Here is a 14419-nt window from a genome sequence, read left to right on the forward strand (position 1 = left end):
AGTATTTCATGTCATATTCGTTCTTCGTTGCAAACTACCGAGGAGCCAGATTTGAAACACACGCTGATCATTGCCGCACTGCTGTCTGCCGGCATCGTCCATGCCGCCAACGGCCCCGAGTTCGATGCCAAGCGCCTGTCGCAGGACGTCAAGGTGCTCTCGTCCGACAAGTTCGAAGGACGCGGCCCCAACACCGCCGGCGAGACCCTCACCGTCGACTACCTGGTGCAGCAGTTCAAGGCGGCCGGCCTGCAGCCTGGCGGCGATCCGGTCAAGGGTAAACCGGGCGAGCGCGCCTGGACCCAGGACGTGCCGCTGGGCCGCTTCGAGATCAAGGGCCCGGTCGCGCTGTCCGTGCGCGACGCCAAGGGCACGCACGCGCTCAGGCAGGGCGACGACCTGGCCGTGCGTGCGTCGATGAGCGGCAGCAAGCTGGTGGACTTCAAGGATGCGCCGCTGGTGTTTGTCGGTTACGGTGTGACCGCGCCCGAGCGCAAGTGGGACGACTTCAAGGGTGTCGATTTGAAGGGCAAGCTGGCCGTGGTGTTGATCAACGATCCCGATTTCGAGACCGGCCAGGGCGAGTTCGGCGGCAAGGCCATGACCTATTACGGCCGCTGGACCTACAAGTTCGAGGAAATGGCGCGCCGCGGCGCATTGGGCACCATCATCGTGCACGAAACCGCACCGGCCTCGTACGGGTGGGCCACGGTGAAAAACTCGAATACCAACGTCATGTACGACATCGTGCGCAAGAACCCGGCCGAGGCGCATGCCCCGGTGGAAGCGTGGATACAGCGCGACCTGGCGGCAGACCTGTTCAAGCGCGGCGGCCAGGATTTCGAGGCGCTGAAAAAACTGGCGCAAACGCGCGACTTCAAGCCGGTGCAACTGAAGGACGTGACGCTGTCGGGCAAGTACGCGGTGGACGCGCAAGTGATCACGTCTAAAAACGTCGCCGCGCGCGTGGTAGGCGCCAGCCACCCGGACCAGAGCGTCATCTACAGCGGCCACTGGGACCACCTGGGCGTGGGCCAGCCCGACGCCAAGGGCGACAAGATCTACAACGGCGCGGTGGACAACGGCACGGGTCTGGCCGCCATGCTGGAACTGGCGCGCGCCTACGGCAAGGCGCCCAAGCCCGCCCGCAGCGTGCTGTTCCTGGCCGTGACGGCCGAAGAGAAGGGCCTGCTCGGCTCCGAGTACTACGCGTCGTACCCGCTGTACCCGCTGGCCACCACGGTTGGCGTGATCAATATGGATGCATTGAGCCCGCACGGTTTGTCGCGTAACTTCACCATCTCGGGCAGCGCCAGGCTCGACCTGCTGGACCAGCTGGTGGCCAAGGCCAGGCAATGGAACCTGGCGTATTCGCCCGATCCGAAGCCGGAAGCCGGCTACTTCTTCCGCTCCGACCACTTCCCGTTCGCCAAGCGCGGCGTGCCGGCGTTCTCTTACGGTTCGGGTAACGACTGGGTGGACGGCGGCATCGCCGCCGGCAAGAAGACCGAGCAGGCCTACACCACCGACAACTACCACCAGCCGTCCGACGAGTGGAGCCCCAAGTGGGAGTTTACCGGCATGGCGCACGACCTGGGCATGTTGTACGCGCTGGGCCGCGACCTGGCCGACGGCAAATCGTGGCCGAACTGGGCCAGCGACGCCGAGTTCCGCGCGGCGCGCGACAAGACTGCCGCTGAGAGAAAATAATCGGTTTATATTATTTCTAACTTTTTCCGATTTGCAATAGAATAAAAGCGCGCCGGCACTGATGCCGGCGCGCTTTTTCTTTCAGGAGCCAGTGCATGACCATTTCGCTTCGCCGCACCATCCTTGCGGCGTCCATCGCCGTCTTCTCCGCTGCGTCCGTCCATGCGGCCGACGTCAAGCCTGTCGCCAAGGCCGATATCGCCATTCCCGATATTCCCTACAAAAAGTTTGTACTCAAGAACGGCCTGACCCTGCTGGTGCACGAAGACCACAAGACGCCGGTGGTGGCGATCAACACCTGGTACCACGTGGGTTCCAAGAATGAAAAACCGGGCAAGACCGGCTTTGCCCACCTGTTCGAACACCTGATGTTCAGCGGCAGCGACAATTTTAACCAGACCTACCTGAACGCCTTGCAGCGCATCGGCGCGACCGACCTCAACGGCACCACCAATCCCGACCGCACCAACTACTTCCAGAACGTGCCGACCTCGATGCTCGACTACGCGCTGTTTGCCGAGAGCGATCGCATGGGCCACCTGCTCGGCGTGCTCGACCAGAAGAAGCTCGACCTGCAGCGCGGCGTGGTGCAAAACGAAAAGCGCCAGGGCGAGAACCAGCCGTACGGCGTGACGCGCCAGCTGCTCACCGAAAACACCTGGCCGGTCGGCCACCCGTACTCGTGGACCACGATCGGCTCGATGGCCGACCTCGACGCGGCCAGCATGGCCGACGTGACCGAGTGGTTCAAGACCAACTACGGTCCCAACAACACCACGCTGGTGCTGTCGGGTGACATCACACCCGAAGACGCGTTGAAAAAAGTCGAACAATACTACGGCGACATTCCGGCTGGCCCACCGCTGGCCAAGCACAGCGAGTGGATCGCCAAGCGCACCGGCACCCATCGCAGCACGGTGCAGGACCGCGTGCCGCAGGCGCGCATCTACCGCGTGTGGAACGTGCCCGGCGCCAAGAGCCCGATCGAGCCGCTGCTGGACCTGGGCGGCTACGTGCTGGGCGAGGGCAAGACCTCGCGCCTGTACAAGCGCCTGGTGTACAAGGAGCAGCTGGCCACCAGCGTGGACACCAGCAACTCGACGTCCGAGATCGCCGGCCAGTTCTACATGGTGCTCACGGCCCGTCCCGGCGCCGACTCGGGCAAAATGGAACGCCAGGCCGACGAGGAACTGCAGGCGCTGCTCAAAAGCGGTCCCACCGCCGCCGAGCTGGAGATTGCCAAGACCAAGATCCTGGCGCAATACACCCGCATTGTCGAACGCGTGGGCGGCTTCGGCGGCAAGAGCGACTTGCTGGCCAGCTGCCAGACCTACACCGGCAATCCCGACTGCTACAAGGATTACCTGAAGGCGGTCAAGGCGGCCACGCCGGCGTCCGTCAAGCAGGCCATGAACGCGTGGCTGGCCGACGGCGACTATGTGCTCGACGTGCAGCCGTTCCCGACCAACTACACGACCACCGCCAAGTTCGACCGCAGCAAGCCGCCGGCGCTGGGCAAGGCCGAATCGTTGAAGCTGCCGGCCATGCAAAAAGCCACCTTGTCGAACGGCCTGAAAGTGGTGCTGGCCGAGCGCCACGCCGCGCCCGTGGTCAACCTGTCGATGATCGTCGATGCCGGTTATTCGTCGGACTCGCATGAACTGCCCGGGGTGGCCAGCCTGACCTTGTCGATGCTCGACGAAGGCACGCAAAAGCGCAACGCCGCAAAAATCAGCGAGGAAGTCGAATCGCTGGGCGCGCAGATCTCCAGCAACAACAACCTCGACAGTTCGTTCGTGCAGCTCAACACGCTCAAGGCCACCTTGCCGCAAGCGCTGAACGTGTATGCCGACGTGGTGCTGCATCCGGCTTTCGAACAGAAGGAACTGGACCGCCTGCGCAAGGATCAGCTCGCTGCCATCGGCCGGGAAAAAACCAATCCGTCGGCCATGGCGCTGCGCGTGATTCCGGGCCTGGTCTACGGCAAGCAGCATGCCTATGGTTTGCCGCTGTCGGGCAGCGGTAACGAAGCGTCGGTGCTGCGCATTACCCGTGACGACCTGGTCAAGTATCACCAGAGCTGGTTCAAGCCCAACAACGCCACCTTGCTGGTGGTGGGCGACACCACCCTGGCGGAAGTGTTGCCGCAGCTGGAAAAAGCGTTTGGCGGCTGGAAGGCTGGCGACGTGCCGAAGAAAAATATCGCGCAAGTGGCGCAGCCGGAGAAAACCAGCGTGTACCTGATGGACAAGCCGGGCGCGCAGCAAAGCATGATCTACGCGGTGCAACTGGCGCCGCCACGCAATGCCCCGGAAGCGGTGCAACTGAGCGTGGTCAACAACATCTTCGGCGGCAACTTCGGTTCGCGCATCAATATGAACCTGCGCGAGGACAAGCACTGGTCGTACGGTGTGCGCTCGAGCGTGCTGCCGGCGCGTGGCCAGGGCCTATACCTGAGCACGTCGCCGGTGCAAGCTGACAAGACCAAGGAAGCGTTGCAGGAACTGGTGCGCGAGTATGGCGACATCGCCGGCGCCAAGCCGATCACCCAGGCCGAGCTGAGCGAAGCCCAGGACAATTCAACCTTGTCGCTGCCGGGCTCATTCGAGACCGCCGGCCAGCTGGGCGGCGCCTACAGCACCATCCTGCAATACCAGCTGCCGGAAGACTACTACAACACCATTACCGGCAAGATCACGTCGATGACGCCGGCCGACGCCAATGCGCTGGCCAAGCGCGTGATCGAGCCGGGCAAGCTGGTGTGGGTAGTGGTGGGGGACGTTAAGAAGATCGAGGCCGGCGTGCGCGAACTCAAGCTCGGTGAGGTGCGCAAGGTCGATGCCGATGGCAACGTACAGTAAGGGTTACCTGTAAGCGCTGCCTGCAGCGTCAGGCGCCGGCGCTTTCCTTGATGAATCGCGACTCCGCCGACCACATGGCGCAGGCGCGGGCCAGCAGGGTGGCTTCGGCGTCAGCCAGCACGCCGTCGGCGTCGGCAATTGCCCACATTGCCCGCAGCAGGCGGCGGCGCAGGTCGGGCTCGGTCACTTCGGCCAGCAGGCTGTCGATGGTGGCCGGTTCCAGTTCCACGTGGCCCTGCTTGACCGAGCTGGTGAGCAAGTCGTTGCACAGGTCTTCGAGCAGGCCGTGGAAGGTATCGATGTCGATGTCGATGTGTTCGAGCAGGTGCGAACGGGTGAGGGCGCGCAGTTCGGACGGCGCCAGCGCGCCATCGACCACCATCGCCAGGGCCACGATACGGCCAGCGGCGCTGGCACTGTTTTCTTCATAATGTCGCATAGTCTTTTCCTTTGATGTGCCGGGCAAGCTGGACTTGCCCGGCATGTTGCAATGATTACTTCTTGCGGGTGGCGTACAGGCTGGCGATCACGCTACCAGCAATCAGCGACGCCACCACGGTCAGCGAGATGTGCACCGGGATGTGGATCCACGGCAGCAGCAGCATTTTCAGACCGATGAAGCAGAGCACCAGAGCCAGGCCATACTTGAGCAGGTGGAAACGGTCAGCCACGTCTGCCAGCAGGAAGTACAACGCCCGCAAGCCCAGAATCGCAAACATGTTCGACGTGAACACGATGAACGGATCGGAGGTGATCGCGAAGATCGCCGGGATCGAATCGACTGCGAAGATCAGGTCGGTCACTTCGATCAGGATCAGCACCAGAAACAGCGTGGTCACGTAGCGCTTGCCGTCCTTGGTCACGATGAACTTCTCGCCGTGGTCAGCTTCCGACACCGGCAACACCTTGCGTGCCCATTTCAGCACCGGGTTGTTCTTGACGTCCGGTTCTTCATCGACCGCCTTGAGCATTTTCAGGCCCGTGAACAGCAGGAACGCGCCGAACAGGTACAGTATCCATTTAAACTCGTTGACCACCCAGGCGCCAGCGAGAATCATCACGGCCCGCATGACGATCGCACCGAGCACGCCGTAGATCAGCACGCGGCGCTGGTATTCGGGCTTGACGCCGAACGCGGTAAAGATCAGCAGGAAGATAAACACGTTATCGACCGACAGCGCTTTCTCGATCAGGTAGCCGGACAGGAACTCGAGCGACTTTTGCTCGGCGATTTCCGGGCCAACGGTCCCTTTCAGGTAGTACCAGAGGCCTGCATTGAACAGCAGCGCCAGGCTGAACCAGCCCAGCGACCACGCGCCCGCTTCCTTGATCGACACCTTGTGCGCCTTGTTGCCGCCAAAGACCCACAGGTCCAGCGCCAGCATCACCAGCACGAACGCCACGAACCCGGCCCACATGGGCGCCGTGGCAATATTTTCTAATCCGGTCATTGACGGTCCTCCTTGCATGAAAATAGATGAATGTTATCGATCAACCCGTAGCCATCATAAGAGCGTACGATTGTTCGTACAATTCGAATATACTTTACTAATTCATCGTAAATTTCGATGTATTGGAAAGCTTGGGAGAAAAGCATGGCGACGGTATCTGCCCTGAACTACAAACACTTACGCTATTTCTGGATGGTGGCGCGCAGCGGCAGCATCGCCAAGGCGGCCGAACAGTTGCACCTGACGCCGCAGTCGATCTCGGGCCAGTTGACGGAGTTTGCCGACACCCTGGGGGTGGAATTGTTTCGCCGCGTGGGCCGGCGCCTGGAACTGACCGAGACCGGCAACCGCGTGCTGCGCCACGCCGAAGATATCTTCAGCGCCGGCGACGCCCTGCTCGACGTGGTGCGCGACCAGTCCACCACCACAGTCGGCAGTTTCCGGGTGGGCGTCTCCGATTCGGTGTCGAAAGCGGTGGCGTGCCGGCTGGTGGCGCCGGCGCTGTCGCTCGCCGAACCCACCCGGCTGATCTGCCGCGAAGGGCGGCTGGCGGCGTTGCTGGCCGACATGGCGATCCACCGGCTCGACATGATCATCGCCGACCGCCCCATGCCCAGCCACCTGAGCGTGCGCGGCTACAACCACTTGCTGGGGGAGAGCGAGCTGGGCGTATTCGCGGCGCCGTCGCTGGCGGCCACGCTGGTCGGTGATTTCCCAGCCTGCCTGAACAATATGCCGCTGCTGCTGCCGGGCGAGGATTTCGCCGTGCGCGCCAAGCTGATGCAGTGGCTGCACACCCACGTGCCGCGCCTGCACGTGGTGGGCGAGTTCGACGACAGCGCCATGATCAAGGCCTTCGGCGAGTCGGGCGCGGGTCTGTTCTTCGCCCCGGTCGCGATTGCCGAAACCCTGACCGACGCCCACAACGGCCAGTCCGGCATGGTGCTGGTGGGGACGATACCGGCGCTGCGCGAGCAGGTGTACGCGATTACGACCGAGCGCCGCTTGAGCCATCCGGCCACGCAGGCGATCAGCCAGGCGGCGCGGCAGACGCTTACCGCGTGAGTGGCCGGGCCGGGCGCGAATGTCTCGCCCTCGTCATCTTCCTGGTCGGGCGTCGGCCGGTTGCCCAACAGAACCGTACGACTCCTCCCAGGGTTGATGTGTAAGATCAACGCATTCATCAGCAAGAAGAAGTGTCTCGGAGTTGCAGTTGTTAACTGCACAGAGAAATTTTTCGTCGTGCATAACTTTTTAAATTTGAGGACTTTATGAATATTGGAATCATTGGTGCCGGTCATATCGGCAGCGCGCTGGCAGTGCGACTGGTCAGCCTGGGACATTCGGTGCATATCGCCAACTCCCGCGGGCCAGAAACGCTGCAAGACGTGGCGCAAAAAACAGGCGCAAAGCCTGTGACGATTCAGGAAGCTGCCCGGCATGGCGACATTATCGTGGTCACCATTCCACTCAAAAATATTCCCCAGTTACCCAAAGATCTGTTCACCGGCATTGCCGCCGACGTGCCAGTCATCGATACGAGCAACTACTACCCCATCCTTCGCGACGGCCACATGCCGGAGCTGGAGTCCGGTTCCCTCACGGAAAGCGAGTGGGTGCAGCAACATCTGGGCCGTCCGGTGATTAAGGTCTTCAATAACATTTTTGCTGAACATATTCGAACCAAGGGCTTGCCCAAGGGTGTTGCCGGTCGTATTGCACTACCGGTCGCCGGCGACGATGCTGGGGCCAAGCAAAAAGTGATGGCGCTGGTCGAAGAAATGGGCTTTGACGCCGTCGATGACGGCAGCCTGCACGAATCCTGGCGTCAGCAACCGGGGACGCCATGTTACGGTGCGGATCTGCCGGCCGATCAACTGCGCGAGCTGTTCAGCAAGCTGGGGTCACAACGCAGCGAAGCGCAACACGCCGAATACCTGGCAAATCACGCCAAGCTCGAACGTGAAATGGCTGAAAAGGGCTTCACCTGAGCAAGGTGTCGCAGCCTAGCCAGGTAGTGTGCCAGGAATAATCGCGGGGCTGTGCAAAGCGGCATGCGCCGTACTCCGCGACCCTGGCTGTTAAATCACAGCGCCTTGGAGCACAACCGGAAATCCGGATCATCCTCGTACGGCCGGATCTGGAACCCCAAGCTGGCCATCAGTTTCAGCATGCCGCTGTTCTTCACCAGCACCAGCCCGTTGAGCTCCTTCAGTCCTTTATCGCGCGCCACGTCCATGATCGCCAGCATCAGCCGCGTTCCCAGGCCCTGGCCGCTGAAGCGGTCGTCCACCACCAGCGAAAACTCGCCGCTGCTGTCGTCCGGGTTGGCGATGTAGCGCGATACGCCCAGGATGCGCTCCGCTTCGACGAAGCCGCCGTCGGCGCCCGGCGTGCGCAGCGTCTGCACGGCAACGAGCGCCATTTCGCGGTCGTAGTCGATCAGCGTGTACTTGGCCAGCATGGGCACCGACAGTTCGCGCAGCGACGAGGCGAAGCGGTAGTAGCGCGATTTTTCCGACAGGCCGCGCACGAACTCCTGCAGCATGAAGGCGTCGTCGGGCTGCACCGGGCGCAGCGTGTACAAGCCGCTGCCGCGCAGCGGCCATTGCTGGGTGTAGGCGGCCGGGTAGGGCAGGATGGCCAGGTGGTCGTACTTGTGCGACGACGGCGGCGCCGCATCGATGACGATGCGCGCATCGACTGCCAGCGCGCCGTATTCGTCGACGATGAGCGGGTTGATGTCCACCTCGCGCAGCTGCGGCAGTTCGCACACCATTTCCGATACCCGCAGCAGAATGTGTTCGATCGCTTCGCGCTGGGCTGGCGGTGCGCCGCGCCATTCGCCCAGGGTGTCGGCGGCGCGCACGCGGCCGATCAGGCGCTGCGCCAGGAACTGGTTCAGCGGCGGCAGTTCGGTGGCGCGGTCGGCGATCAGTTCGATCATGGTGCCACCGGCACCGAAGCTGATCGCAGGGCCGAACAGGCGGTCGGTGGAGACGCCGATGAACAGCTCGCGGCCATGACGCTTGCCGGCCATCTTCTGCAAGGTCACGCCGTTGATGGTGGCGTCGGGCCGCAGCCGGCGCACGGTGGCCAGCATGTCGTCGTAGGTGTCGCGCACGCCGGCGGCGGTGAGCACGTTCAGCGCCACGCCCTGCACGTCGGACTTGTGGCTGATATCGGGCGAGTCGATCTTCATCGCCACCGGGTAGCCGAGCTGGCTGGCGATCAGCACCGCCTCGGTGGCGCTGCGCGCCAGCATGGTGGGCGTGATCGGGATGTGAAACGCGGCCAGCAAGGCTTTGGATTCCATCTCGGTGAGCACCTTGCGCCGCTCGGCCAGCACGCTTTCGATCAAGAGGCGCGCGCCGTCCAGGTCCGGGTCGGCCAGCTGCGACAGCGGCGGCGGGGTTTGATGCAGCAGTTGCTGGTTCTGGTAGAACGAGGCGATGTTACTGAAGCCATCGACCGCCGCCTCGGGCGTGCGGAACGTCGCGAGGCCAGCGGTATTGATCACCTGGCGCGCTTCGATTACCTGGCTGTCACCCATCCAGCAGGTGAGCAGCGGCTTGCCCAGGCCCGCGTTCAGGGCGCTCACGGCACGGGCCACGCCGGCCGGATCGCCGCCCAGCTTGGGCGAGTAGATGACCAGGATGCCATCGACCTGGCTGTCGCGCGCGCAGGCCAGCACCGCTTCGCGGTAGGCGTCGGCGCTGGCGTCTTCGCCCAGGTCGAGCAGGTTCGATAACGTGGCGTGTTCCGGCACCAGCGGGCGCAGTGCGTCGATGCTGGTGGTGGACAGGCGCGCGAGCTGCAGGCCCAGTTCGTGGATCCAGTCGGCCGCCAGCACGCCGGGGCCGCCGCCGTTGGTGACCACGGCCAGCCGAGGGCCCACCGGCCGGTAACGCGATGCCAGGCATTTGGCGGCCGAGAACAGCTGCACGAACGATTTCACCCGCACAGCGCCGGTGCGGCGCAGCGCCGCATCGAAGACCACGTCGCTGAGCACCATCGCCCCCGAGTGGGTGAGCGCCGCCTGCGAGGCGGCGGTGGCGTTGCCCGCCTTGAGCACGATCACCGGCTTGGTGTTGGCCGCACCGCGCAGCGCCGAGAGGAAGCGGCGCGCATTGGTCAGCCCCTCCATGCAGATGACGATGCTTTGGGTAGCCGGATCGGTGGCAAGAAAATCGAGGGTTTGCGCCAGGTCCACCGCCGTGTTGGGGCCGAGCGAGACCACGGCCGACAAACCGACGGCGTTCTTGTCGGCCCAGTCGAGAATGGCGGTGGTCAGCGCGCCCGATTGCGAAATCAGCGCCAGGCTGCCGGGGCGGGCCAGCGGGCCGGCCACGCTGGCGTTCAGGTGCAGGCGCGGGCGCTGGTAACCGAGGCAATTGGGGCCCAGCAGGTGGATCTCGTGGCGCTTGGCGATGGCAACCAGTGCCGCAGCCAGCGCCGGATCGACACTCGACGACAGGATCAGCGCTGCGCGGCACTGGATGCGGCCGGCCACCTCGAGCGCGAACGCCAGCTGGTCGTGCGGCAGCGCGATCACGGCCAGGTCGGCGCGCGACTGCGCCAGGTCGGCCAGGGTGCCGGTCATGCCGATGTCGAGATAGCTGACCGGGCCGGTGAAGCCGCCTTGTTCAAGCTGGGCGCGAATGCTGCGGCCATAGCTTGTCTGAGTCTGGGTCTGGCTGTCCGGCTGGTCATCGCGGCCGGCGAAGACGACGATGGACTTGGGAGCGAACAGCGGGGTGAGGTAGTGGTTATCCATGCGGCGATGATAGCGCAAAAGCCCTGGTTCACAGCTCCCATAAAAAAACGCCACCCGGTGGGTGGCGCAAGCGCTGCGGAGAGGAACCTGCGGTTTCCCTGGTCCTGCTACGGGATTACTTCGGCATCAGCACGGTATCGATCACGTGGATCACGCCATTGTCGGCGGCGATGTCGGTCTTGGTCACGTGGGCCTTGTCGACCATGACCTTGTCGCCCTTGACGGCCACTTTTACCGAGGCGCCTTCGACGGTCTTGACGTCGCCGGACTTGACGTCGGCGGCCATCACTTTACCTGGCACCACGTGGTAGGTCAGCACCTTGGTCAGCGCGGCCTTGTCTTTCAGCAGTGCGTCCAGCTTGGCTTTCGGGATCTTGGCGAAAGCCGCGTCGGTCGGCGCGAACACGGTGAACGGGCCCGGGCCTTTCAGGGTGCTTTCCAGGCCGGCCGCCTGCACTGCCGTGACCAGGGTGTTGAAGGAACCGGCCGCTTTCGCGGTATCGACGATGTCTGCTGCCTGGGCGGCGCCAAAGGCCATGGTGAACGCTGCTGCCATCAAAAATTTCTTCATTTTCCTGCTCCTCGGAGTGGTGGTTGAACCGGTCTTTGAACCGGCATGTGTGTCACATTATCGGCCAAACTGAAACATGTATACTGTGCGCTGCTCCCGTGTTTGCTTATATCGGTTCAATGACGGTTCAATGTCTGTGGTGAATCGTCCTATTGCTAATGGGAAAAATGGGGCTTTTCGTTTATATTGGCTGTCTAACCTCATACGGAGCAAGTCATGGCAAGTGCAGGGATCACCTTCGACGCGGTTGCGGCAGCGGCTGCAGGTTTGCAGGGCAATGGCCAGCCGGTCACCATCGAGGCCGTCAGCGGCGCGCTGGGCGAGCCGGCATCGATTGCCATGCACAAGCACCTGGCTGCCTGGCGCAGCGCGCAAGCACAATCGACGCCGGCGCCCGCGCCGGAGATGCCGGCCGAACTGGTCGCCGCGCTGGCCGGTTGGGCCAAACAATACGCGGACGAGGCGGGCGCGGCCAACCGCGCCGGCCTGGAGCAAACCGGCGGCGACCTCGATGCCTTGCTCGACGCCAGCGCCCGGCTGGAGGCCGAACGCGACAGCGTGACCGCCGCCCGCGACGAGGCGCTGGAAATCCTGGCCGAGCGCGACGAACAGATCGAACGCCTGCAGGCCGAACTGCGCAACGCGCGCCAGATCGCCACCGACGCGCTGGTGGGCAAGGCCAAGGACCACCTGGCCATCGAAGGCAAGGACAGCCAGCTGGCCGACCTGCGCCATCAGCTCGAACGCAACGTGGCCGCTGCCGCCGCCGATTCCGACCGTCGCCTGGCCGCCGAAATGGAACTGGTGGGCGCGATTACCGCGCGCGACAATTTCGCCGCCGAGATCCAGGAACTGCGAGCACGCCTGGATGCCCGCCAGGTACGCGGCGGCGGCTAAGCTGCATTAAGATTCGCTTCATCTTCGATCCTCACACTCGCCCGCCATGCGCATACTGTTAGTCGAAGACGACACCTCTCTTGGCGAAACCATCCTGGCCTGGCTGCGGCTCGACCAGCACGCGGTCGACTGGGTGCGCCGCGGCGACTCGGCGCAGACCGCGCTCATGACCCACCGCTACGACTGCGTACTGCTCGACCGCGGCTTGCCCGGCATGACCGGCGACGCCCTGCTGGCCGAGCTGCGCGGCGCCGGCAACCGGGTGCCGGTGATCCTGATCACCGCCTTCAACGCCCTGTCTGACCGCGTGGAAGGGCTGGACCTGGGGGCCGATGACTACCTGGTCAAACCGTTCGAACTCGAGGAAATGTCGGCCCGCATCCGCGCTGCCGTGCGACGCGGCGCCGACCAGGTCAGCAACGCGCTGGTGCACGACGACCTGGCGCTCAACCTGGAAACCAAGCAGGCCAGCCTGGCCGGCCAGCCGGTGGCGCTCACCGCGCGCGAATACAACGTGCTGTACGCGCTGATGCTGCGCAAGAACAGCATCGTCTCGCGCGCCCAGATCGAAGAAACCCTGTACGGCTGGGGCGACGAAGTGGAGAGCAACGCCATCGAGGTGTACATCCACAACCTGCGCAAGAAGCTCGGCGGCGAGCGCATCGTCACCGTGCGCGGCCTCGGCTACCGGCTCAAGCACGATGGTGAGTGAACCATCGTGGTCGCTGCGGCGCCGCCTGCTCGTCGCCATCGTTGCTGCCAGCACCGTGCTGTGGCTGGCCAGCCTGGGCATCGTCACCTACATCGCCTGGCACGAAACCAACGACGTGTTCGACGACGCACTCGAGGAATCGGGCTATATGCTGCTGGCCGCCACCACCGACTGGAATGAACGCGGCCTGCTGCCACGGGCCCAGGCTGGCCGCACCAGCGAGCGCAAGGTCGACATGCAGTACCAGATCGTGGTCGATGGCCGCGTTCTGCAACGCACCAGCGGCGCGCCGGCCACGCCGTTCGTGGCCGGCTTCGACGACGACCACGGCTTTGCCGATCCGCGCCTGGGCCAGCAGCGCTGGCGCGTGTTCCTGGTGCGCGACGACGCGCGCCGCTTCGAGGTGCAGGTGGGGCAATTGCACAAGAAGCGGCTCGACATCCTGGAAGAACTGGCCGAGCACCTGTGGCTGCCCATCGCCGGTTTTCTGGCCTTGCTGGCGCTGGTGTGCTGGCTGCTGATCCACCGCGTGCTGAAACCGTTGCGCCAGACTGCGTCCGCGATTGCCGCCAAGACGCCGCACGATCTGGCGCTGGTGGCGGTCGATGACCAGCCGCGCGAACTGCTGCCCATCGTACAGGCCCTCAATGGCGTGCTGGGGCGCCTGGACGCCGCCCTGCAGGCCGAACGCCGCTTCACCGCCGACGCCGCGCACGAGCTGCGCACGCCGCTGGCCGGCCTGCACATGCACGTGCAGCTGCTGCAGCGCCAGCACCCGGACGCCGCGCTGGCCACGCCCTTCAAAAAACTGCGCGACGATATCGCCCGCGTGACAGCGCTGGTGGACAGCCTGCTGGCGCTCGCCCGCCTTGATCCGGTCACGCGTGAACAGCTGGCCACCGAGCCGGTGCCGCTGCCGCCGCTGTGCGAGCAATTGCGCGCGACGCTTGCCGACACCGCCGCCCGGCGCGGCATCACGCTGGTGCTGCGCTGTACCGGCGCGGTGGCCCAGGCCAATCCGGCCATGCTGCAGATCGCCGTGCGCAACCTGCTCGATAACGCGGTGCGCTACTGCCCGGACGGCGCCCGCATCGAGCTCGACGCAGTGCGTGCCGCCGGGCGCATCGTCATCACCGTGCGCGACAATGGCCCCGGCGTGGATGCAGCGAGCCGCCAGCGCCTGTCCGAACGGTTCTTCCGCGTGCTCGGGCACGAGGCAGGGCAGGGCGGCAGCGGGCTGGGACTGTCGATCGTCAGGCGCATCGTGGAATTGCATGGCGGCGCGCTGGTCTTCGGCGCCGGCCTCGAAGGGCAGGGTCTCGGCGTGACCATGGATCTGCCGGCGCATTAAGCCCACCAAACCATTAAGCATCCGATATTAAGATCCGGTTAATGTCCGCTCGGTGTAATACGTCCAAGCCCACCACGAAAGGACCACGC

Annotated in this window: 11 protein-coding genes; 7 read left to right on the forward strand and 4 right to left on the reverse strand. The window is 64.1% G+C overall.

Annotation, left to right across the window (positions count from 1 at the left end):
* The first annotated feature begins 51 nt into the window (after positions 1–51).
* A complete protein-coding gene (locus tag J2X54_RS04365) occupies positions 52–1710 on the forward strand; it encodes a M28 family metallopeptidase (protein WP_310178272.1) in 1659 nt (552 codons plus the stop codon).
* Positions 1711–1805: 95 nt separating this feature from the next.
* The gene (locus tag J2X54_RS04370; protein WP_310178273.1) at positions 1806–4571 is read left to right on the forward strand and encodes a pitrilysin family protein; all 2766 of its coding nucleotides are present in this window, start codon (positions 1806–1808) and stop codon (positions 4569–4571) included.
* Between the two features lie 28 nt (positions 4572–4599).
* On the opposite strand, the gene J2X54_RS04375 is transcribed toward J2X54_RS04370, so the two are convergent.
* Together J2X54_RS04375 and J2X54_RS04380 are read right to left on the reverse strand one after the other, a co-directional pair.
* A complete protein-coding gene (locus J2X54_RS04375; RefSeq protein ID WP_070248483.1) occupies positions 4600–5010 on the reverse strand; it encodes a TerB family tellurite resistance protein in 411 nt (136 codons plus the stop codon).
* A 55-nt stretch (positions 5011–5065) separates the two neighbouring features.
* Positions 5066–6022, reverse strand: a complete 957-nt coding sequence (locus J2X54_RS04380) for a TerC family protein (RefSeq protein ID WP_070248485.1) — start codon at positions 6020–6022, stop codon at positions 5066–5068.
* A 144-nt stretch (positions 6023–6166) separates the two neighbouring features.
* On the opposite strand from J2X54_RS04380, the gene nhaR reads away from it, so the two are divergent.
* Positions 6167–7087, forward strand: a complete 921-nt coding sequence (gene nhaR / locus J2X54_RS04385) for a transcriptional activator NhaR (protein WP_310178274.1) — start codon at positions 6167–6169, stop codon at positions 7085–7087.
* Positions 7088–7293: 206 nt separating this feature from the next.
* A complete protein-coding gene (locus J2X54_RS04390) occupies positions 7294–8013 on the forward strand; it encodes an NAD(P)-binding domain-containing protein (protein WP_310178276.1) in 720 nt (239 codons plus the stop codon).
* A 95-nt stretch (positions 8014–8108) separates the two neighbouring features.
* Here J2X54_RS04390 and J2X54_RS04395 read toward each other — a convergent pair whose 3' ends face one another.
* Entirely contained in the window at positions 8109–10799 is a 2691-nt protein-coding gene (locus J2X54_RS04395) for a bifunctional acetate--CoA ligase family protein/GNAT family N-acetyltransferase (RefSeq protein WP_310178278.1), read from the reverse strand.
* A gap of 115 nt (positions 10800–10914) precedes the next feature.
* Entirely contained in the window at positions 10915–11370 is a 456-nt protein-coding gene (locus J2X54_RS04400) for a fasciclin domain-containing protein (RefSeq protein WP_056147126.1), read from the reverse strand.
* A 216-nt stretch (positions 11371–11586) separates the two neighbouring features.
* On the opposite strand from J2X54_RS04400, the gene J2X54_RS04405 reads away from it, so the two are divergent.
* From J2X54_RS04405 to J2X54_RS04415, 3 genes are read left to right on the forward strand one after another with little or no spacing between them, the layout of a single operon-like run.
* Positions 11587–12267, forward strand: a complete 681-nt coding sequence (locus tag J2X54_RS04405; RefSeq protein WP_070248493.1) for a DNA-binding protein — start codon at positions 11587–11589, stop codon at positions 12265–12267.
* A 46-nt stretch (positions 12268–12313) separates the two neighbouring features.
* A complete protein-coding gene (locus tag J2X54_RS04410; RefSeq protein WP_310178282.1) occupies positions 12314–12979 on the forward strand; it encodes a response regulator in 666 nt (221 codons plus the stop codon).
* Positions 12969–14330: an ATP-binding protein gene (locus J2X54_RS04415; RefSeq protein WP_310178284.1), complete on the forward strand. Its 1362-nt coding sequence runs from the start codon at positions 12969–12971 to the stop codon at positions 14328–14330. Before J2X54_RS04410 ends, J2X54_RS04415 begins: the two co-directional genes overlap by 11 nt.
* The last annotated feature ends 89 nt before the right edge of the window (positions 14331–14419 follow it).

The sequence above is a fragment of the Duganella sp. 3397 genome, from assembly GCF_031456625.1.
GTDB lineage: Bacteria > Pseudomonadota > Gammaproteobacteria > Burkholderiales > Burkholderiaceae_D > Rugamonas > Rugamonas phyllosphaerae.

Bases quoted from the DNA above. Each gene is read 5' to 3' on its own strand.
- J2X54_RS04370 (WP_310178273.1), top strand. From the start codon at position 1,806: ATGACCATTTCGCTTCGCCGCACCATCCTTGCGGCGTCCATCGCCGTC.
- J2X54_RS04375 (WP_070248483.1), bottom strand. From the start codon at position 5,010: ATGCGACATTATGAAGAAAACAGTGCCAGCGCCGCTGGCCGTATCGTG.
- J2X54_RS04380 (WP_070248485.1), bottom strand. From the start codon at position 6,022: ATGACCGGATTAGAAAATATTGCCACGGCGCCCATGTGGGCCGGGTTC.
- nhaR (WP_310178274.1), top strand. From the start codon at position 6,167: ATGGCGACGGTATCTGCCCTGAACTACAAACACTTACGCTATTTCTGG.
- J2X54_RS04390 (WP_310178276.1), top strand. From the start codon at position 7,294: ATGAATATTGGAATCATTGGTGCCGGTCATATCGGCAGCGCGCTGGCA.
- J2X54_RS04395 (WP_310178278.1), bottom strand. From the start codon at position 10,799: ATGGATAACCACTACCTCACCCCGCTGTTCGCTCCCAAGTCCATCGTC.
- J2X54_RS04400 (WP_056147126.1), bottom strand. From the start codon at position 11,370: ATGAAGAAATTTTTGATGGCAGCAGCGTTCACCATGGCCTTTGGCGCC.
- J2X54_RS04405 (WP_070248493.1), top strand. From the start codon at position 11,587: ATGGCAAGTGCAGGGATCACCTTCGACGCGGTTGCGGCAGCGGCTGCA.
- J2X54_RS04410 (WP_310178282.1), top strand. From the start codon at position 12,314: ATGCGCATACTGTTAGTCGAAGACGACACCTCTCTTGGCGAAACCATC.
- J2X54_RS04415 (WP_310178284.1), top strand. From the start codon at position 12,969: ATGGTGAGTGAACCATCGTGGTCGCTGCGGCGCCGCCTGCTCGTCGCC.